We start from the raw sequence: 20,515 nt of genomic DNA on the forward strand, positions 1-20,515 counted from the left end.
AGGAGATGCCGCCGGCCGGGGATGAAAAACTGGAGGTATGGTCACAGCAGTTTCTGCTGTCGGACGCCTCGGTCTACTCAAGACAGTGGTTAAAGGTCCGGCACCTTCTGCCGTTGATAATGCCCGAAAACCTCCTTGACCTCTATCTGGACCATATCAGGCGCTGTACTTTGTCTATCATCAGGCCGCTGCAGTTACAGGGAGAAGGGGTTCAGTTCCGACTGCTCAATACCAGCATCAGCCTCCTCAGTTTTTCAGCTCCCCAATGCTTGCATCAAGGGAATTCATACCAGGTCACCCTTTGCCTCAACGGTGGATTCCTCGTCCAGCCGGGGGAATGCGGGCGGGGCAGGTTTTCCCTGGGGACATGCAGTGACGGCGGCGATCTCATCATCAGCGTCGAACTCAGCGACTACTGTCCCCTTATTCTGGGGAGCAGCAGCCCTTCCAGGCTAAGAAAGGTCCTCTATCGGCTGACCCAAGCATATATTCACAAGGTTGTGACGATTAGATTCCTTGCCCGTCTCCATGCGCGCCTCACCGGTCGTAAGCTGCCGGTTAAGGTAAAAAAACAGGTCTCCGATCTGGGAGAAGAAATCTGAGAGGTCCCCCTCAGGCAGCAGCATCAACCCGCGATTTGGCAAGATAATAGGAATAATCCCCCTCATAGACCCGCATTTCGCCATGGTCTACCTCAAAGACCCGGTCCACCAGCAGCCGGAGAAAATGCCGGTCATGGCTCACCAGTACGACCGTGCCGGAGAAATTCTGCAATGCATCCAGCAGGATCTCCCGGGACCTGATATCCAGGTGGTTGGTCGGTTCGTCAAGGATCAGCAGGTTCACTGGCCTGGCCAGCAGAGTCGCCAGCACCACCCGGCTCTTCTCTCCCCCAGACAGGTTGCCGACCCGCTTATCCACCGCATCCCCCTGGAAAAGAAACGCGCCAAGCAGGTTACGGATGACGCCGATCGTAGCCAGCGGCATGGCATCCTGTAACGTCTCGAAAACCGTCTTTCTTGCATCGAGCAGTTCCATGGCATGCTGGCTGAAATAGCCCACCTCCACGTTGGCCCCCAGGACGACGCTGCCGGTCGTAGCTTCGGTCTGACCCGCGAGGATCTTCAAGAAGGTCGATTTGCCGGCGCCGTTGACGCCGACGACCGCTACCTTGTTCTGGCGGCGGATGATGCCGGAAACGCCGCCGAAAACCGACTTCTCGGCTCCGTCCGGAGTCAACCAGCATTTTCCTAAACAGTCCATGGCCACGACGTCGTCACCGCTTCTCGGTGGATCATTGAACTGGAAGCGTACCGTTCTTTCCTCTGCAGGAATCTCGATCCGGTCGATCTTCTCCAGCTTCTTCACCCTCGATTGGACCTGGGCGGCATGGGAGGCCCGGGCGGCAAAGCGGGCAATGAATTCCTCTTCCTTGGCCAGCATCTCCTGCTGCCGCTTATGGCTTGCCAGGAGCTGCTCGTGGCGCACGGTGCGCTCCCGCTCATAAAAGTCGTAATTGCCCCCGTAGGTGGTGACGGTCTTGTTGGCCACCTCTACGATGCGGCTGACGATGCGGTTCATGAAATCCCGGTCGTGACTGGTCATGAGCAGGGCACCCTTGTATTCCGTTGCCAGCCATTCCTCCAGCCAGATGATCGATTCCACATCAAGGTGGTTTGTGGGTTCGTCCAGAAGCAGCACGTCGGGATTCAGGGTCAGGATCTTCGCCAGGGCGATGCGCATTTTCCAGCCACCGCTGAAGGACTCCACCGGATGGTTGAACCGGTCGGGACCGATCCCCAGTCCGGTTAACACCGCCTGGGCACGGGAATCCAGGTCGTAGCCCCCCTTGTGCTCGAATTCCTCCATGGCGGCACCGTACCGTTCCAGCAGCTCAGCCATGGCATCGTCCGCCATGGGGAGGCACATGGCCTCTTCCATCTTTTTCAGCTCGGCCGCCAACTGCACGGTATCCCCGGCACCGGACATGACCTCGGCCAGGACGGAACGCCCTGCCATGTCCCCCACATCCTGGGAAAAGTAGCCGACCACCGTGTTCTTTGACACGGTAATCTCGCCGGCATCCACCTCCTCTTCGCCGGTGATGATACGGAATATACTGGTCTTCCCTGCGCCGTTAGGGCCTACTAGGCCGGTGCGGCTGCCGGGCAGGATCTGAAAGGAAGCGTCGCGGAAAAGCAGTTGGGAGCCGTGCTGCTTGGTAATATTCGACAGGTGAATCATTGATTTATTCTCTCCGTTTATTTAAATCTGGCGGTTGAATAACAATACATCCCGCCGGATATCCAACATCAACGAAAAAAGGCCCGCACCGGCAGACCTTTCGTCTTTCAGCCTCTCATGGGAACGATGCTAGGGCTTTTGTCCCTTTTCGTTCACCAACTTGATGATTGCATCGGTAACATCCTGCACATCGACACCCGACGCCAGATACAGGACATCCTTCTTTACACAGATGGCCGTGAAGCCATTGGCTTTGCCGTAGCTATCCACCACCTGCTCGATATCCTTGTATAATTTGCGGGAAACATCCTCCTGCAGGGTCTGCATCTCCTTTTCAGCCTTCTGCACGTATTTCTGAAAGTCCTCAACCTTGCGATCGAATTCCTTTGCCTTGGTCGCACGCTGCTCAGGGCTCATACCGGCCAGTTTTGCCTGAATGGCCTTCTTCTGCTTCTCCAGCTGTTTCTGCTTGGCGGCAATCTGCCCCTGGTACTTTTCTGCCCTGGCCTCGAATCTGGCCTTGGCCGTCTTTCCCTGGGCCGAATCGCTGCCGACTTTCACCATATCCACATAACCGAATTTTATTACCCGCTCTGTTTTCGCCGGTCCGGCAGCAGGCTGCTCCACAGCCGTAACCGGAGCCGCCGCCTGCGCAACAGCTTTGTCGGCCGAAGCGGCCTTCGTTATCCCCTCTTCGGCAAAAGCTAAGAAGGGAACGGCGGTAAGCATGAGAATAAGTGCGGCTCTTCGGCAAAGGCGCTGCATAAGAACTCCGTTTTCCATGGAATGTCAAGCAGTGGCAAGAATATCCGGTTTGGGACAAATAGGCAAATAAAGAAGTGTGAAAAGGGATTTCAACCTAAGTTTTTCCCCACCCCATGCCGAAGAGTATAACAGAGAAGCAACATCTTCTTTCTATGCAGGAAATCCATGGCCGAGACCATTCTTTTTGTGGATGATCAGAAAATTTACCTGGACTACACGCGAGAACTTTTCGGAAACCGGGGGCTTGCCGTCATGACTGCCGCCTCGGGAAGCGAGGCGCTGCGGATAGTCAACGAAAATATCATTGCCGTAATCGTGGCTGATAACCAGATGCCCGGCATGAATGGACTTGAACTGCTGGCAAAGGTAAAGGAAATCTCGCCCCACACCGTAAAGGTCATGATGACTGGCAGCGCCGACCTTGCCACGACCCTTTCCGCCATCAACAACGGTGAAGTATTCCGCTTTGTCGTCAAACCCTGGAAAGATGCGGAGATGGTCAAGGCCGTAAAGGACAGCATTCGCAGATTTCGTATTTTGCAGTCGCTGAAGCGGGAAGATGAATTCGTACTCCACTCCCTGGCCCAGACCATCGAGCTGAAGGATGCCTGCACCAAAGGGCACTGCGACCGTGTTGCCACCATTGCCCTGCAGATTGCTGCCAAACTCGGTTTAAGCGAAGGGAAGCAGGAAGAGATCAAATTCGGCAGCTGGCTTCACGACTGCGGCAAGATCGGCGTCCCGGAAGCCGTTCTCAACGCCCCCCGTCCCCTCACCGAAATGGAATTCGAGCTGGTAAAAAACCACTCCGTATGGGGGTGCACCGTGGTGCGCAAGGCGAATCTCTCCGAAACGGTGCAGAACGTCGTCCTCTACCACCACGAACGCTATGACGGTCGAGGGTATCCGTCAGGTCTGCAAGGAAAGGAAATCCCTCTGGAGGCCCGGATCGTGGCAGTTGCAGATGTCTTCGATGCCCTCTCCGTCGACCGTCCCTATCGCAAGAAATTGTCCCGGGAGCAGATCATCGAGACCATCGACGGCATGCGCAACACCCATCTCGACACGGAGATCGTCAATGCCCTCTTTGCCGTCATCGGAGCCTGAAGTCATCCTCCATAGTTCGCGGCAGTCCCGATCTTTCCAGTACCAGTGACAAAAAAAGCCCCACGGAAACCCGCGGGGCCTGCATTACATCACATTCTCCGAAAATTCTATTCACAAAGATCGATCTTTACATCCCAGTTCTTGATTTTCATGGTGCCGTTGCGCTCCAGGTTAAGATGCATCTTGAAGGCGCGGTCCCACAGCTGGGGCTCGTGGCCCACTTTGCGCCTCAAGCAGTCGGCGGAAGCAATCTCAAGGTACTCGGTGAGGATCGGCTTGTACTCAGGATGGGCGCATTTTTCGATGATCCGCTTGGCCCGGTCTTTCGGGGCCATACCACGGAGGTCAGCCAGACCCTGCTCGGTGACGACGCAGTCCAGATCATGCTCAGTGTGGTCGATGTGCGAGCAGTGCGGCACGACGCAGGAGATACCAGTCGGGTCGGTCTTGCTCGGGCGGCTCGACGGGGTGTGCATGATCTTCAGGAAGCCGTTGCGGAGGAAGTCGCCGGAACCACCGAGGCCGTTGATCATACGAGTACCGCCAACCAGGGTGGAATTGGCATGGGCATAGATGTCAATCTCGACCGGAGTGTTCATGGCAATGCACCCGAGGCGACGGATCGGCTCAGGAGCGTTGGAGATGGATAGCGGACGCAAGGTGATCTTGTCGAAGTATTTTTCCCAGTTCTCGAAGAAGCGGGGGAAACCCGGGGTCTCGGAAAGGGACAGGGAGCAGGATGAAGCGGCATCCAGCTTGCCCGAGTCGAACAGGTCGAGCATGGTGTCCTGGAGGACCTCGGTGTAAACGGTCAGGTTGGAGAAAGGACCCTTTGCCAGACCGCCGATAACGGCATTGGCAATGGAACCGACGCCGGATTGCAGCGGCAACAGGTTCTTCGGCAGGCGGCCCGCTTTCACCTCATGGCTGAAGAAGTCGATAATGTGGTTGGCGATGGCCTCAGAGGTATCATCCTGCTCGGCAAAGGCACGCCCTTTATCGCGGAGCTTTGACTCGACGACGGCAACGATCTTGCTCGGGTCACAAGGGCAGAAGGTGGTGCCGATGCGGCTGCCGGCCTTGGTGATGTTGAAAACTTCACGGTTAGGCGGAGTCTTGCAGGAGAGGATGTCATGAATCCCTTCGAAAGATGGCTCGCCGGTATTGACCTCGACGATGATCTTGTCGCAGATCATGAGAATTTCGGGAATGACACCGCATGAGGTGGTGGGTACCAGGCCGCCGTCTTCGGTAATGGCCGAGACTTCGATGATAGCCAGGTCCAGTTTACCGCTCTCGGTATCCTTGGTATAGAAGCCGTAGCCCAGGTCCTGGGCAAAAAGGGAAAGGTGTTTGTCTCCCATGCGGATACGGCCTTCGTTGATGCCGGCAGCGATGTTCTTACCGGTCTGGTACGGCCAGCGGCGGTCGATCATGTCGAGGCTCGCCCAGCGATCTTCGGTCTCGGCACCGACAGATGCACCGATGAAGAGATTGAACTTCATTTTTCCCTGCAGGTTGTTCTTCTCCACATGGTCAGCGAGAGCAATGGGTACCACTTTAGGATAACCGGCCGGGGTGAATCCGGACCAGCCCAGGTTCATGCCGGGTTTAAAAAACTGGATTGTGTCCTCAGCCTTCATGACCTTGCTCATGAGGGACTTGCAACGAACGCGGTCTTGCAGGGTGCCGTACTCAGACATTTTCTTCCTCCTGTTTTGTTTTAATGTTTACAAAGAAGATCGAAGAAGATCTTTTGTAATAAGGACAACAGTGAAATCTGATGATGCAAACCGGTAAAGCAGTGGGAGGAGCTGCCTTTCGGCTAAAATTAAAACCGGATTTTACGTAAAGCGCTGCTTCTAGTCAAGTTAAAAAACAACTTAACAATCACTATTCAGGGTAAAAAATGTTTTTTCCCATTACACCTGTATCTCAAAATCGACAGTTTTCTCAAGACGTTCCCTGAATGCTATCTCTCTCGGCCGCACCACCTTTTTTTACTAAGACAACAATTTATTTTACTGAGAATAAATCCTTATTTTCTACTAATAGTTCCTCGTGGATCAGCCGATCCTGCGTTGACAAGAAATCCTGAATAGATAGAATAATGTTTTTTTTAAAAGACAAAAGGATTCTCATACATGGCCAGAATACTCGTTATAGAGGACAGCAAGGTTGCCCAGGCCCAACTGGCCGATATACTTGCAGACCGTTACTCCCTGGATTTCAGTGACAATGGGGCGCACGGCATGAGCACCGCCAAGGAAACCCCGCCGGACCTCATTCTCCTGGATGTCCATCTCCCGACAATCGATGGCTACGAAGTGTGCCGGAGGCTCAAGTCCATTGAACGGACCAGAGACATCCCAGTCATTTTCATCACTGCCATGGACACCGAGCGTGAAAAGGTCAAGGGATTCGAAGCCGGTGCCGTGGATTATATCGTCAAACCGTTCTACCCTCAGGAGCTCCTGGCAAGGGTCAAGTCCCACCTGGCTGCCCAAAGCCTCGCCAGACAGTCCCTGGAACTGGAAAAGCTGAAACTGTTCAAGGAAATGGCCATTGCCCTGAGTCACGAAATTAACAACCCCCTGACTGCTGTCTACGGCTCCCTCTACACACTGGAAAAGGAAAATGGGGAGCAGGGGGCAGCAGCTCTGCAGCAGATCCGGCAGGAGATGGGAAAGATCAGGGAGATTGTGGCAAAACTTGCCAACACCACCCGTATTGCACAAACTGAGTATGTGGGAGATGAAATGATGATTGACCTGCATAGGCTTTAGCCGGCAAAACCGGATCCCAGAGTCTCAATTGCCATGGGCAAAGGTTTAGCTATAATTAATGTAAAAACGACAGGGGAGGCTGTTATGCATCTGATCACAAGATCCATACTCACCTTCGGCTTGCTTTTGATGCTGGGTGGTTGCGCGGCGCACCAGAAAAGTGAATCATCAGGACAATACCTGGATGATTCCGTCATCACGACGAAGGTCAAATCGGCAATCCTTGGCGATCCGGCGCTAAAGGTGATGCAGATCGCGGTCGAGACTTACCAGGGAAAGGTTCAGCTTAGTGGCTTCGTCGACTCTCCCCAGAGCGCCCAACGGGCCGGCCAGGTTGCCGGAAGTGTGGCAGGTGTCAGAGAAGTCCAGAACAATCTGATCGTCAAATAGCAGCACGTCAGTTCAAGTCGACAAAAAAGATGGCAGGCGATCTTCGAAAGCCTGCCATTTTTCAACATGCATAGGTAATAAACCATTTCTCACCCGAGGGATACCGACCCCACATAACCACCTAATAGCGGAAGCCGAGATCGGCCGTTGCGGTAAAACCATCCAGCTTTCTCACATCCGTAGTACCCCATGAAGGCTCCGTCCAGATATATCGCCCTTCGAAGCCGAAAAACGCTGCGTCGGTAACATTGAAATTGATCCCTGCCCCGGCATGGAGACCAAAGATCGCCTTGATATTCTTATTGGGGAGGTCGCCTCCCCGGTACAGTTTTGAAAAGTAGCCGCCGACGCCAAATTCGCCATAGGGTTCCAGGGGACCCAGGGGAAGGAGGACTTTTGCGGTGACGACCACAGGCACTGCACGAAGCTTGGCATCGGCGCCTGCCACTTCTTCAGCTGTTCCCCTGCTTTCAAAATAACCCGCCCCCAGTTCCATGGCCAAGGCCGGCAAAAAGTAATGCCCCACTGCCAGTTCACCATTGAAGCCGATCTTGCTGTCCAGGCGATGGGTGGTGCTGCTACCCACCGCCGCCTGCAAGTCGAACTTGTCGGTGGGAGAATAAATACCGCCTTTGATCGCGAAGTAATTGGCTGGCTTATCCCCCCCATCCGCCGCCTGTGACGAGTTAACGCTAAGAAGAAATGCAATGAGCAGGGACAACAGGACTATTTTTTTCATTTATTCCTCCTTGCAAAATTTGTATTGTTTTCTGCAGAACCGTAGGGCCTTTCCACCGAATTTATGTCTGCGCCATGGCGACCTCCTTTTTCATCTCTGTATTTAAAACCTCATGCTGAAGCTGGTCATCCAGGGTAAAGTAAAAAGTTGCCCCCTTTCCTGCCTCACCTTCACCGACAATCCAGCCCCCGTGGCTCTGGATTATGCGTTTGACGGTGGCAAGCCCGATGCCGAACCCTTCGAATTCCTCCGTGTCTCCCAGCCGCTGAAAGACATTGAAGAGCTTCTCCGCGTTGGACATGTCGAAGCCGGCGCCGTTATCCCGAACATAGCAGGCCCGCTTGCCGCCATGGTCGGTGACACCGAATTCGATATGCGCGCGCTCCTTCTTGCTCGTGTATTTCCACGCATTGCCGAACAGGTTCTCCATAACCACCTGCAGCAGACTCATATCTCCGTAAACGACGACACCGTCTGCTATTTTAAAGGTCACCCTCCGTTGCGGCTCCATCAACTTGAGTTCCGCGGCCACCGCCCTTGCCGTCTCGGAGAGATTGACCCTTTCACGGTGCAATTCCGATCTGGAGACAAGGGAAAGATTGAGCAGGCTGTCGATGAGCTTGTTCATGCGCAGCACGCCATTGTTTATTTCCTGCAGGTAGCCCAGATACTGGGAGTCCAGAATGTCGCGACAGAGCTCCATCAGCAGCTGACAATACCCGTTTATATTGGTCAGCGGAGCACGGAGGTCATGGGAAACGGTGTAGTTGAATGCCTCCAGCTGGCTGTTGGCAGCCTCCAGCTCCGCCGCCCTGGCTTCCAGGTAGGTATCGAGGATCTTGACCTGCCCTTCCGCCCTTTTGCGGTCGGTAATATTGCGCATGTTGCACTGGATCACCTTCCGGTCGTCCACAGCATAGACGTTACTGATGAACTCCACGTCGATCTGCTGCCCATCGCGGGTTATCAGGGGCATGTCGTCATAGCGGATGTAGCCTTTTTTCTCCAGCTCGTTAAAGGCCCTCTTGCTGGCGAAGGTATCGGCGAAGATATCGGTCTTCCACAACTTCTTGCCGATCAACTCTGTGCTGGAACAGCCGAGCATCTCCAGGAGAGATGGATTGACATCGGTAATCTTGCCGGTTTCCGCGTCCAGGATCAAAATCCCGTCCTTGGCCGTTTCAAACAGGCGTCGGTAGCGGATTTCCGAAGCAGCCAGCGCCGACTCCATGCGCCTGCGCATGCGGTTCGCCTCAACTTCCCGCAATTCACGCTCTATTGCCGGAACGATACGAGCCAGCTCACGTTTCTGGATATAATCCTGCGCCCCCCCCTTCATCAGTGAGACGGCGAGATTCAGGTCGATCTCTCCGGAGACGATGACGAACGGCAATTCGGGATGCATCTCCTTGGCCAGGGCAAGGGCCTCGGGTGCGCTGAAACAGGGCATGGCGTGGTCCGAGACGATCAGATCCCACTGCTCCATTTCCAGAGCAGTACGCATCGCCTCCAAAGTGTCCACCAGTTGACAGGTAACCGCGTAACCGCCAAGCTTGAGAGTATGCAGCATCAATTCCGCATCTTCCCGCGAATCGTCCACAATCAAAAGCCGTAAAGCTTTATCCATACATTCCTCAGGATGGTGAATCTATTTGTTTATCGCTCGATTGGGAATTGCAACGGCAGGCATAGCTGCAGATCCTGCGGATGGGTAGGAACGAACCGGTGGGCAGCATCAGGACAAGCAGCCGAATTTCCGCATAGAATCTTTCCCTGCAGGTTTTGGGTTTTAACGAGGGTTTTCAGAGAAAAAAAGAGCCGGGTGCCCGAAGGAGGAGCAGCGCCCCGGCCAAAGCATCAAATGCACTTTCTCTTTTTTCTCATGTTCGATTCCACCAGATATCGTTGAAGATGCCTGAAACAGGCTCCCTGTCGCCTGCAAAATGTAAGCTTATTTTAATCTAACCATCATCAATGTCAACAGTTTTAATTTATTTTTTATATTTAACTTATATTAATTTTTATAGCGGCTGTTCCCCGATCCGTTCAGTTATTTTCCTGAAATGAAAGCCATAGATGGCATAGGTGATGGCCAATGGGAATACCCGCGGCCGGCGAATGAGTGACCAGAAGAAGAGTTTCCAGTACTGGACCCGCTCCTTTCCGAGGACTCCAAGAAAGAAAATGGACTTCCAGAGAGCGGCCATATATCCCCTCTGCACGGTAAACCGCCCCCCGGGCATCGGACGGTATTCCCTGAGAAGCGTCATCACCCGCTCGTAATAGTTGTCCGGAGCGTAGATGTGATCCAGCAATTCCCGGTAGCCCCTGATGAGAGCCGACCGCTCCATGCGCGGCACGAAATTGAGGGACACCGCCATGTTGTTGCCGTTGGCATCACCGATCAGCCTGCCCTCCTGATGAAGACGATTGTAGAGCTTGGTTCCGCGGAGGGCGGTGAGAATGCCGACCATGGCGGTGGCAATGCCGCTCTCTTGGATAAATCTGATCTGGCTGTCGAATACGGAAGGGGGGTCGCTGTCGAAACCGACGATAAAGCCGCCATGCACCTGCAGTCCCGCCTGCTGTATTCGTTTAACCGAAGCAAGAAGATCCCGGTTCTTGTTCTGCACCTTCCCTATTTCCGTCAGTACTTCCCCATGGGTTGTTTCGATGCCGATGAAAACCTCCTGAAACCCCGCCTCAACCATCATCTGCATCAAGACGTCATCATCGGCCAGGTCTATGGAAGCTTCAGTATAAAAATAAAACGGATAGCCCCGGCGCTCCATCCACGCCCTTATGGCCGGAAGGATATGCGTTTTCAGTTTTTGCTTGTCTCCGATAAAATTATCGTCCACAAAGAAGATCGAACCGCGCCAGCCTCGCATGTAAAGGCTTTCCAGCTCCTGCAGCAACTGGGAGACATGCTTCGTCCGAGGTTTGCGTCCAAATAAGCCGGTAATGTCGCAGAATTCGCAGTCGAAGGGACAGCCCCGGGAGTACTGGATGTTCATGCCCGCATATTTTCGCAGGTCTGCCAGCGCCCAGAGGGGAACGGGGGTGGCGGATAGGTCCGCGCGGCGCTCGTCCCGATACAGGTGTCCCGGCACGCCCCGTTCCAGATCGTCGAGAAACAACGGCAGGGTTACCTCCGCCTCTCCCAGCACCAGGTGATCCACCTCCGGAAACTCATCGTGGAAGGCGATGAAGAGTGGCCCCCCGGCGACAGTTTTCACCCCGAGAGCACGGCAACGCCCGATCACAGCCTCCGCAGATGAGCGCTGGATGGTCATGGCGCTGATAAAGACGTAGTCGGCCCACTGGATATCGGCGTCGGTCAACTGGGTAACGTTCAAATCCACCAACCTCTTTTTCCATGCGGCCGGGAGCATGGCTGCAACCGTCAGCAGCCCCAAGGGAGGAAAACTGGCCTTTCTGCCGATGAACTTCAGGGCATGACGGAAACTCCAGAAAGTATCGGGATAATGGGGATAGACCAGCAAAATTTTCATGGCAGGCTCCATTCGTTAAAAATTAGTTATCTACAATTTTAAGTGCTTGAAGGATTGCTGTTGTAATTGTTTGGTAAAAATAAATGAGAAGCAGAAAATGCGGCTCGGCAGGAGGGATTTGAAAAAAATGCACATGCTGAAAAGATATTGACATTTATTTTCATTTTCACTAGATTCTATTCTATCCATTGCTTGTCTTCAGACGCTTTTAGGGGAAAATGTGGAACAATTTCAACTTGGTCATTTTCGGGAATCCGTCGGCAGAGATGACAATTTTGCCGGCAAGAAAGAGAAACGGCGGGCGGTCTGGAGAGATATTTCGTGGCGCTTCAATGAACCGCGGGAGTGCCTCGCTTCTTTTCTGGCACTGGAATCAGCAGAGGTACTGGCAGGGGTCAAGCCGGCAAACCTCTTTTCCATTCCGAATCGCACTTTTCCATGCGGCAGGAACCTCTACGAGCTGTGGAAGAGTTGGGGGGAAAGCATCATTGCTGCATCTCCTCTTGAGGCCTATGAGCTGAGAGACCGGGGAGAGGCGATGCTCCTCCTTCTGTTTCACCCCCATGTCCTCGCAAGGCTCCTGGACAAACCAGCGATCGGTGTCATCCTGGCCAGGGCAGGCCATGAGGAGAGCTCGCCCCTCCCCCAGGTGCTGAAGCGACTGGCCGAAAACCTTGCCGCAGGCACATTTCCACATGAGATCGGCGTCCTTCTCGGCTATCCGCTGAAGGACGTGGTAGGCTTCATGGGACTTGCGCCACTCCCCTACACCTGTCAGGGGCCATGGAAGATCTATGGGGAAGCGAAAGAAAGCCTCTGTCTTGCCGAGACGTTTCGCTGCTGCCGAAGACGGATGGCTGAGGGTCTGGCAGGTTGCACATCCCCATTTCAATGTCTGGCAGGCAACCCCTTCAGCAACGGCCGATTTCCTTTCGAATCGCTCGAAAAAACGGTCGGTCCTGCCACGGCTCAGGCAGCTAAAGTATTTCATCAAAGGGCACGATACGAAGAGCAGATGTAAAAAATAAGACTCAGTATCATCTTTCAACACTTTCAAAGCGACAGGGGTAAGATATGAGATTGCCTGCATTACTATTTTTCGTCACCCTCCTGGCAGCTGGAAATGCGTTTGGCGCCCCGGATATCCCAGATAGGGAAACCGGCGATGGAGCCGGCCAGCATCAGGAAAAGCAGGAGGAAGTGAAAGACCCGCTCCAGTTCGGGCCGCTCAAGGTGGGTCTGGACGCCATGATCAGGGGGGAGTCCACCAATAACTTCAATTTTACCGATTTCGCGTTCACGCCGGAAAAAAGCGATGGCCGGCTCCTCATCCGAGTCCGTCCCTCGCTGACCTTCACCCCGAACGATTATCTAAACGCGAGGGTTGAGGGGCAATGGTACGCATTCTACAACCATACCGACAGCGATACGATGCGTCTATACCAGGGATATGTGGAAGGGAGCATGCCCAATAAAAAGGCGAGCCTCAAGGTAGGGCGGCAGGAACTGGTTTACGGCAGCTCCTTCATGCTCGGCGCCGACACCTTTTTCGACGGCCTGAGTTTCGATGCGGTCAAACTGCAGGTGAAGCCTGTCGAGCCTCTTACTGTTGATTTCTTCGCCGGGAAATACGTCAAGGACAACTCCGGCGGCATAACCGGCGAACTGTATGGGATGTACGGCACCTACACCGTGAACGAAGGACTCGGCGTGGAACTCTACAGCCTGCTTGACACCGGTGGAGCCGGATTGACCCACGAGGGAAAGGATGAGAGAACTGCTTCCGTCGGGGCACGCCTCACAGGGAAGCTGGGCAAGGCGGTCGCCTTTGAACTTGAGCCGGTCTACCAGTTCGGGCGCCACATCGAAAGCTCATCCCACCAAGATATCAATGCTTTCGGCGGTCACGTGGACCTCACCATCGATCCGGCCATCGGCAGTTACCCCACAAAAGCATTGGTCAGCTATGCCTTCGGCTCCGGTGACAGCGACCCTGCGTCCGGAAATTTCACCGAATTCCACAACCCGAACAACGACACCCCTCTGATCGGCGATACAAGCGTCATCGGTGACCTCTCTGGTGTGAACGCCGTCGATTTGTCCGGCAACGAAGTTCGTGCCAGCGGTCTTCACGTGATCACCGCAGGCGGAGGTATTGATTTGACCGACAGGTTCAATGTCTCCCTCGACGGCCATTACTTCAGGGCGGTCCTGCCCCCTGCCGGGATCAGCAAGGATGTGGGTTTCGAAACCAATCTCATTCTAACCTACAAGCTCACCAAGCAGGTATCCCTCCTGGCAAGCGCCAACCGTTTCTTCACCGGCAGGTTCTTCAAGGATGTCACCGGCAGCGGCAAGGACATCAATTACGGTTATTTGCAGGTGCAGGCGACTTTCTGATTCAATATCCGAAAGAAACAGGGCGGCTCGGTCACCCGCACGGCAGGTTGCTCAGATCGTCTTCCGGTCCAGGCTCCGGTACTGGATCGCTTCCGAAATGTGATTTTCCCTGATAGTCTCGCTTCCTTCAAGATCGGCAACAGTTCGAGCAACCTTGAGGATGCGGGTGTAGGTGCGGGCGGAAAGACCGAGGCGGTCGGTGACCATCTCCAGCATCTTTTGCCCGGCAGCATCAGGCTCGCAATACTTCTTGATAAAACGCGGCGTCATTTGGGCGTTGCAGTGCACCTTTGTTCCTTTGAACCGCTCCAGTTGCCGGTTCCTGGAGAGTTCCACCCGTCCGGCTATGGCCGCTGAACTTTCTCCGTCGCTGCGATCAGCTAGGTCACGGTATTTCACGGCAGGAACTTCGATATGGATGTCGATCCTGTCCAGGAGCGGACCGGAAATGCGGGAACGGTAGCGGTGAATCATCACGGGGGTGCAGGAGCACTGGTGGAGAGGATCGCCAAGATAGCCGCAGGGACAGGGATTCATGGCGGTCACGAGCATGATCCGTGACGGATAGGTGAGGGATGTCAAGGCGCGGGAAATGGTGACCTTACCGTCCTCAAGGGGCTGGCGCAGCACTTCCAGCACATGTTTCTTGAACTCCGGCAATTCGTCGAGGAAGAGCACGCCGTTATGGGAGAGGCTCACCTCCCCAGGCTTGGGAGTGTTGCCGCCGCCGATGAGGCCGATGTCGGAAATTGTGTGGTGGGGGCTGCGGAAAGGGCGGCCGGAAACCAGTGCCCGGTCCCGGTCCAGAAGCCCCATGACGCTGTAGATTTTCGAGGTCTCGATGGCCTCGTTGAAGGACATGGTGGGGAGGATGGAGGGAATGCGCCGGGCAAGCATGGTCTTGCCCGAGCCTGGCGGGCCAATCATCAGAATGTTATGCCCACCAGCCGCCGCCACTTCCAAGGCGCGCTTGGCGTGTTCCTGCCCCTTCACCTCGGAGAAATCGTCGCTGTGATCCAGGTTCTGGCGGAACAGCTGCTGGACATCCACCACGCAGGGAATGACTGGGCGCTCGCCGTTGAGAAATTCCACCACCTGCGCCAGCTCGGAGACTCCGATCACCTCGATCCCCTCGACTACCGCCCCTTCGCGGGCATTTTCCTCTGGGACAATGATGCCGGCAAGCCCGGCGTTTTTTGCCGCCACCGCCACGGAAAGACAGCCCCGGACCGGCTTGACGCCGCCGTCCAAGGACAGTTCCCCCAGAAGCAGGTATTTCTTCAGGTGATCCGACTTAACTACCCCCGTTGCGGCCATAATGCCGATGGAGATGGGAAGGTCGAAGGCCGCACCTTCCTTTCTCACGTCGGCGGGGGCAAGGTTGACGGTGATCTTTCGGTTGGGAAATTCGTAGCCGGAGTTTTTCAGGGCAGACTTGACCCGGTCCTTGCTCTCCTTCACCGCCCCATCGGGAAGGCCGACGGTGGCGAACTGGGGCAGCCCTTGGGCGATGTCCACCTCCACATCCACCATGATGGCGTCTATACCCAACAGGGCACTGCTCAATACCTTGGCAAGCATGGAACCTCCATCTTTCTCAGTGAAGAGTGAGGTGTTAGGGGTGAGGAGTCAAGGCGGTTTTTTCACCTCACTCCTCACTCCTCGCGCCTCAAGATTTCAGCATGTCCAGGTAACGCTCCGCATCCAGTGCCGCCATGCAGCCGGTAGCGGCCGAGGTGATTGCCTGACGGTAATACTGGTCCTGAACATCGCCGGCAGCGAAGACGCCGGGGACACTGGTAGCGGTCATGTTTCCCTCCGTACCACAGAGAGTACGGATATAACCCCCTTCCATATCCAGCTGTCCTTCGAAAATCTGCGTATTCGGCGTATGGCCAATGGCGATGAAGCAGCCATGGACGGAGAGGTCCTTGGTGGAACCACTGGTATGGCGGATGCGGATGCCGGTCACCCCCGACTCGTCACCCAGTACCTCGTCCAGGGTATGGTGCCACTCGATGGTGACATTGCCCCTCTTGGTCTTTTCGATCAGCTTGTCGGCGAGGATCTTCTCCGAGCGGAATTGGTCACGACGGTGGATGACGAAGACATGGCTGGCAATATTGGCTAGGTAGAGTGCCTCTTCGACTGCGGTATTGCCGCCGCCGATGACGGCGACAGGCTTGTTGCGGTAAAAGAAGCCGTCGCAGGTGGCGCATGCGGAGACCCCCTTTCCCTTGAAGGCCTGCTCAGAGGGAAGCCCCAGGTATTGGGCCGAAGCGCCGGTGGCGATGATAAGGGCATCGCAACTGTAAGTGCCCGAGTCCCCCTGGAGAATGAAGGGGCGCTGCTGCAGATCCGCCTTGTTGATGTGATCGTAAATTATCCGGGTATTGAAGCGTTCCGCGTGTTTGAGCATCCGCTCCATCAGATCGGGACCCTGAACGCCGTCGAAGTCTCCCGGCCAGTTGTCCACCTCGGTGGTGGTCATCAGCTGCCCCCCCTGCTGCAGCCCAGTGATTATCACCGGATTGAGGTTGGCCCTGGCCGCATAGACTGCCGCCGTATAACCCGCCGGTCCGGAACCGAGAATAATCAGCCTGTGATGTTCTGTCGCCATGTGCAACTCCCGTCGTTATATAAGGTTGCGATAACATACCAGCATGAAAGGCAAATTGCAAGGCGGCAGCCGGGTCTTTGTCATTGACCGTGCCCCGGCCCTCTGTTAAACTTCACACACATATATTGCTATGCACAAGGAGGAAACAATGGTTAAACGGATTGCTTCGTTAGTGCTGTGCCTGAGTCTTGCGATCGCCGGCACTGCTGTAGCACGGGATATCAGGTTCAGTTCCGGGCTCACCCAGGATGAGTTCAAGCATCTGGTCAAGGAAGCCGGTACGGCCATGGCTTACCGCAATACTACCCCTGCCGAGCCCCTCGGCATTACCGGTTTCGATGCCGGAATCGAAGTAAGTGCCGTTTCCATCAAGAAAGACGGAGCTAATTGGCAGAGCGCCTTCAACGGCAATGCCCCTTCATACCTGTACCTGCCGAAACTCCGTGTTCGCAAAGGGCTCCCCTTCGGCCTCGACATCGGCGCCATGTATTCCTACATTCCCGACAGCAATATCAAGCTTTATGGCGCCGAAATCAGCAAGGCGATCCTGGAAGGAACAGCTGTGACTCCTGCCCTCGGCGTCCGCGCCACCTACACCAAGCTTGCCGGTGTGGGCGATCTCGACCTGCAGACGGTGGGAGTGGATGCCTCCGTAAGCAAAGGCTTCCTCTTCGTTACCCCCTATGCGGGAGCAGGCGCGGTCTGGATCGACAGCAAGGCAAAGGGGAATCTCCAAACACTTTCAGCTTCACTCCCGACTGGCCCGCTTAAATCAGAAAAGCTCTGGCAGCCCCGCGTCTTCGGTGGTCTCAAGCTGACCCCCCTGCCGCTTGTGGGCATCACCGCCGAAGTTGAATATGCAGCCCGCCCCATCTACTCACTGAAGGCGGCCGTCAACTTCTAAGTGCTACCGAATACTGACACAAGGCTCAACAGGAACGGATATGAGCGCTGAAACACATCTGGATCAAAGCATCGCCGGCAGGTTCAAGTATGCCATCATCCTTACCGCTTTGACCCTGGTTGCCGAAGTTGCCGGCGGCATCTGGACGAACTCCCTTGCCCTTCTGTCCGATGCCGCCCATGTCTTCCTCGATATGTTCGCCCTGCTCCTCTCCCTGGGGGCGATCAGGCTTGCCGCTATACCCGTTTCAGAGACCCGCACCTTCGGCTGGCACCGCACCGAGGTCTTCGCCTCGTTCGTCAACGGAATCTCGGTGCTGCTTATCGCCCTGGGCATCATGTATGAGGCATGGGGAAGGTTCCTCCAACCCCAGGAGGTCAAGAGCCTCCCCATGTTCATCATCGCCCTGGTCGGTCTGATCATGAACCTGCTGTCCGCCTCGGCCCTGCACCAGCACTCCCACGATGACCTCAACGTCCGCAGCGCCTTTCTTCATGTCATCGGCGATGCGGCAGCCTCCGTCGGCGTCATTGCCGGCGGCGTCATCATGTATTTCACCGGCTGGTACGTGCTCGATGCCGTTGTTTCGGTCGCCATAGGCTTCGTTATCTTTTCCGGCTCCTGGCGGGTCATCCGGGAATCGGTGCACATCCTGCTGGAGGGGGTGCCGCGGAACATGAGCGTGACCGAGGTCTCGGAAGCGATGCGCTCCATCGACGGGGTCAACAGCGTTCACCACCTGAATATCTGGACCATTTGCTCCCATATCCTGGCGCTTTCGGCCCACGTGGACATCCTGCCAGATCACAAGGACAATCAGACCGAGGTCCTGCGCCGCATCGAGGAGCTTCTCTTCGAACGCTACCACATATCCCACACCACCCTGCAGGCGGAGTGCACCAGGTGCGTGGAAGGTCCGATCATCAAGGAAATGCGCCATCGTCCCCGCGCCGCCCACAGCCATGACCATAGCCATGAGCACGGCACCTGCAGCCACGGCCATCACCATCACTAACCATATTGAAAAACGTCATGAGGAGATCGGTATGCAAGGCTCAGGCGAGGGAAGGAAGGAATCGTACAGGGTGTACGTCGGATTCCCAAGCAAGCGGCAACACCGCAGACCGCCCCCGCAGTAGTTTTTCTCGGAGTTTCCCTCCATGCTTGAATATAGCCTGATTCACGAAGCGGACGATCGCCTGAAAAAGCGGGTGCGCCGCACCGAATTAATCCATTCCCACTATTTCACCGAAAAAACCGGCACCCCCGTCTTCCTCAAATGCGAAAACCTGCAGCGGACCGGCTCCTTCAAAATCCGCGGGGCTCTCAACTTCATGACCGCCCAGCCGCGGGCCAGACTGGAAAAGGGGGTAATTACCGCCTCGGCGGGCAACCATGCCCAGGGTGTGGCATTTTCCGCCGATCTCCTCGGGGTGAAGGCCATGGTCTTCATGCCGGAAAGCACCCCGCCCCAGAAGGTCTTTGCCACCAGGGATTATGGTGCAGAGGTGGTTCTCACCGGAAAGAATTTCGACGAGGCCTACGCCGCCGCTCTTTTGACCCAGAAAGAGACCGGGGCGCTGTTCGTCCACCCTTTCGACGATCCCTTGGTCATGGCGGGCCAGGGAACGATCGGCCTGGAAATCCTCGAGCAGTTGCCGGACCTGGGGACAATCCTCGTCCCCATCGGCGGTGGAGGCCTCATCGCCGGTATTGCCTCCGCTATTAAAGAATCCCACCCACGGGTGCGGATTATCGGCGTCGAGTCGGTCGCCGCTCCCTCCATGCACGGCTCGCTGCAGAGGGGTAAAATTACCGAGATGCCGTTAAAGGTCAGCCTGGCCGACGGCATTGCGGTGAAAAGGGTCGGGAAGAACACTTTTCCCATTATCAGGGAACTGGTGGACGAGGTGGTGTTGGTTGAGGAGGAGGAAATCGCCCAGGCGATCGTCTCCCTGCTGGAAAGGAGCAAGCTTTTGGTGGAGGGGGCGGGCGCCGTCACACTGGCGGCAATTCTCAACGACAAGGTGGATGCCTTGCGAGGCAAGACGGTCTGTCTCCTCTCCGGCGGCAACATCGACGTCAAGACCATCTCCATCGTGGTGGAGCGCGGACTTTTGGCTTCAGGACGCTATCTGAAGCTGAAGGTGGAGTTGGACGACGTGCCGGGATCCCTGGCACGCCTCTCCGCAGACATCGCCGAAACCCGCGCCAATATATCCCTCATCACCCACGACCGCCGATCCAAGTCCTTACCCATCGGCAAAACGGAAGTGCTGCTGGAGCTGGAAACCCGTGGCTTCGAACATATCCGCGAGACAGTCGATTATCTGGACAAGCGGGGTTACGGGCTGGAAGTACTGAAGTGACCGGACAGCGATAAGCTGCGACTGGCTAGAAAGCTGCGGGTCAAGGGGGCACCGTTTTCCGGATCGAGCAGTTCCGGCCTGAGCAGGTCCGCGGCGGTATCCACGTCGTACCAGGGGGGCAGCAGCGCCGCTGAAATGCCCAGCCGCTCCGCAGCAGCTAGGCTTTCGCCCAGCACCGTGCTGCTGGACCAGGCAATATTGCGGAAAAGCTCCCCATGTAGCTGTTTCAACCCAAGAAGATAATACCCGCCATCGAGGCTCGGGCCGAAGACAGCCTGAACATGCTCATCCGCCAGCTTAGCGAATGCCTCCTCCACATATGCGGCGGGCAGATCGGGGGAATCGGTGCCGATGATCGCCACCTGCCTGTAACCGCGCCCGAAGGCCTCCAGAAATGCATTCTGCATCCGCTCGCCAAGGTCGTTGCCGGCCTGGGGTAGCACGGTGATGCCTTCGCCTACTCCACGGAAATAGTGGCCGGCCCCTACCCCACCCTGATAAAAGAGGTGCAGCGCCACGTCTTTAATGGCGGTCGCCTTGGCCAAGGTATCAAGGAACATGCAACGGTACAGTTCGGCGGCAGCATCAGGAGACAGAAAGGGCACGAGGCGGGTCTTGACCATTCCCGCCATTGGCTCCTTGGCAAAGATGAGAAGGGCTCTTTTCGTCAAACCTG

Annotated in this window: 18 protein-coding genes; 9 read left to right on the forward strand and 9 right to left on the reverse strand. The window is 55.7% G+C overall.

What is annotated here, in order from left to right; genetic code table 11:
* Window positions 1–5: 5 nt before the first annotated feature.
* Entirely contained in the window at window positions 6–602 is a 597-nt protein-coding gene (locus ML541_RS01800) for a hypothetical protein (protein ID WP_243370121.1), read from the forward strand.
* Window positions 603–612: 10 nt separating this feature from the next.
* On the opposite strand, the gene ML541_RS01805 is transcribed toward ML541_RS01800, so the two are convergent.
* Together ML541_RS01805 and ML541_RS01810 are read right to left on the reverse strand one after the other, a co-directional pair.
* Window positions 613–2,244, reverse strand: a complete 1,632-nt coding sequence (locus ML541_RS01805; RefSeq protein ID WP_243370123.1) for an ABC-F family ATP-binding cassette domain-containing protein — start codon at window positions 2,242–2,244, stop codon at window positions 613–615.
* Between the two features lie 129 nt (window positions 2,245–2,373).
* Window positions 2,374–3,009, reverse strand: coding sequence for an OmpH family outer membrane protein (locus ML541_RS01810; protein WP_243370125.1), 636 nt, complete (start codon window positions 3,007–3,009; stop codon window positions 2,374–2,376).
* A 165-nt stretch (window positions 3,010–3,174) separates the two neighbouring features.
* On the opposite strand from ML541_RS01810, the gene ML541_RS01815 reads away from it, so the two are divergent.
* Window positions 3,175–4,116, forward strand: coding sequence for an HD domain-containing phosphohydrolase (locus tag ML541_RS01815; RefSeq protein ID WP_243370127.1), 942 nt, complete (start codon window positions 3,175–3,177; stop codon window positions 4,114–4,116).
* A 107-nt stretch (window positions 4,117–4,223) separates the two neighbouring features.
* On the opposite strand, the gene ML541_RS01820 is transcribed toward ML541_RS01815, so the two are convergent.
* The gene (locus tag ML541_RS01820) at window positions 4,224–5,819 is read right to left on the reverse strand and encodes an acetyl-CoA hydrolase/transferase C-terminal domain-containing protein (protein ID WP_243370129.1); all 1,596 of its coding nucleotides are present in this window, start codon (window positions 5,817–5,819) and stop codon (window positions 4,224–4,226) included.
* 441 nt (window positions 5,820–6,260) lie between these two features.
* On the opposite strand from ML541_RS01820, the gene ML541_RS01825 reads away from it, so the two are divergent.
* Together ML541_RS01825 and ML541_RS01830 are read left to right on the forward strand one after the other, a co-directional pair.
* On the forward strand, window positions 6,261–6,902 hold the full coding sequence (locus ML541_RS01825; RefSeq protein WP_243370131.1) for a response regulator: 642 nt from the start codon (window positions 6,261–6,263) through the stop codon (window positions 6,900–6,902).
* An 84-nt stretch (window positions 6,903–6,986) separates the two neighbouring features.
* On the forward strand, window positions 6,987–7,292 hold the full coding sequence (locus tag ML541_RS01830) for a BON domain-containing protein (RefSeq protein WP_243370133.1): 306 nt from the start codon (window positions 6,987–6,989) through the stop codon (window positions 7,290–7,292).
* Between the two features lie 121 nt (window positions 7,293–7,413).
* On the opposite strand, the gene ML541_RS01835 is transcribed toward ML541_RS01830, so the two are convergent.
* The 3 genes from ML541_RS01835 to ML541_RS01845 form a co-directional block, all read right to left on the reverse strand.
* Window positions 7,414–8,031 carry an outer membrane beta-barrel protein gene (locus tag ML541_RS01835; protein ID WP_243370135.1) on the reverse strand — a complete coding sequence of 206 codons (618 nt, stop codon included), beginning with the start codon at window positions 8,029–8,031 and terminating at the stop codon, window positions 7,414–7,416.
* 61 nt (window positions 8,032–8,092) lie between these two features.
* A complete protein-coding gene (locus ML541_RS01840; protein ID WP_243370137.1) occupies window positions 8,093–9,658 on the reverse strand; it encodes an ATP-binding protein in 1,566 nt (521 codons plus the stop codon).
* Between the two features lie 394 nt (window positions 9,659–10,052).
* Entirely contained in the window at window positions 10,053–11,546 is a 1,494-nt protein-coding gene (locus tag ML541_RS01845; protein WP_243370139.1) for a B12-binding domain-containing radical SAM protein, read from the reverse strand.
* Window positions 11,547–11,766: 220 nt separating this feature from the next.
* Here ML541_RS01845 and ML541_RS01850 point away from each other — a divergent pair, with 220 nt between their 5' ends.
* Together ML541_RS01850 and ML541_RS01855 are read left to right on the forward strand one after the other, a co-directional pair.
* Complete coding sequence (locus ML541_RS01850; protein ID WP_243370140.1) at window positions 11,767–12,567, forward strand: DUF3793 family protein; 801 nt, start codon at window positions 11,767–11,769, stop codon at window positions 12,565–12,567.
* Window positions 12,568–12,620: 53 nt separating this feature from the next.
* Window positions 12,621–13,946 (forward strand): alginate export family protein, encoded by a 1,326-nt coding sequence (locus ML541_RS01855; protein ID WP_243370141.1) that lies wholly within the window; start codon window positions 12,621–12,623, stop codon window positions 13,944–13,946.
* Between the two features lie 51 nt (window positions 13,947–13,997).
* Here the strand turns inward: ML541_RS01855 and ML541_RS01860 are convergent, their stop codons facing one another.
* Together ML541_RS01860 and trxB are read right to left on the reverse strand one after the other, a co-directional pair.
* The gene (locus ML541_RS01860; RefSeq protein WP_243370142.1) at window positions 13,998–15,527 is read right to left on the reverse strand and encodes a YifB family Mg chelatase-like AAA ATPase; all 1,530 of its coding nucleotides are present in this window, start codon (window positions 15,525–15,527) and stop codon (window positions 13,998–14,000) included.
* Between the two features lie 88 nt (window positions 15,528–15,615).
* Complete coding sequence (gene trxB / locus ML541_RS01865; protein ID WP_243370143.1) at window positions 15,616–16,566, reverse strand: thioredoxin-disulfide reductase; 951 nt, start codon at window positions 16,564–16,566, stop codon at window positions 15,616–15,618.
* A 148-nt stretch (window positions 16,567–16,714) separates the two neighbouring features.
* On the opposite strand from trxB, the gene ML541_RS01870 reads away from it, so the two are divergent.
* The 3 genes from ML541_RS01870 (at window position 16,715) to ilvA (ending at window position 19,839) form a co-directional block, all read left to right on the forward strand.
* Window positions 16,715–17,470, forward strand: coding sequence for a hypothetical protein (locus ML541_RS01870; protein WP_243370144.1), 756 nt, complete (start codon window positions 16,715–16,717; stop codon window positions 17,468–17,470).
* Window positions 17,471–17,510: 40 nt separating this feature from the next.
* Window positions 17,511–18,485: a cation diffusion facilitator family transporter gene (locus tag ML541_RS01875; RefSeq protein WP_243370145.1), complete on the forward strand. Its 975-nt coding sequence runs from the start codon at window positions 17,511–17,513 to the stop codon at window positions 18,483–18,485.
* A 145-nt stretch (window positions 18,486–18,630) separates the two neighbouring features.
* On the forward strand, window positions 18,631–19,839 hold the full coding sequence (gene ilvA, locus ML541_RS01880) for a threonine ammonia-lyase (protein WP_243370147.1): 1,209 nt from the start codon (window positions 18,631–18,633) through the stop codon (window positions 19,837–19,839).
* On the opposite strand, the gene ML541_RS01885 is transcribed toward ilvA, so the two are convergent.
* Window positions 19,815–20,510: a TIGR04282 family arsenosugar biosynthesis glycosyltransferase gene (locus ML541_RS01885; RefSeq protein WP_243370149.1), complete on the reverse strand. Its 696-nt coding sequence runs from the start codon at window positions 20,508–20,510 to the stop codon at window positions 19,815–19,817. The two genes, ilvA and ML541_RS01885, sit on opposite strands and share 25 nt — an antisense overlap.
* Window positions 20,511–20,515: the final 5 nt, after the last annotated feature.

This window comes from Geotalea sp. SG265 (genome assembly GCF_022808985.1).
GTDB lineage: Bacteria > Desulfobacterota > Desulfuromonadia > Geobacterales > Geobacteraceae > Geotalea.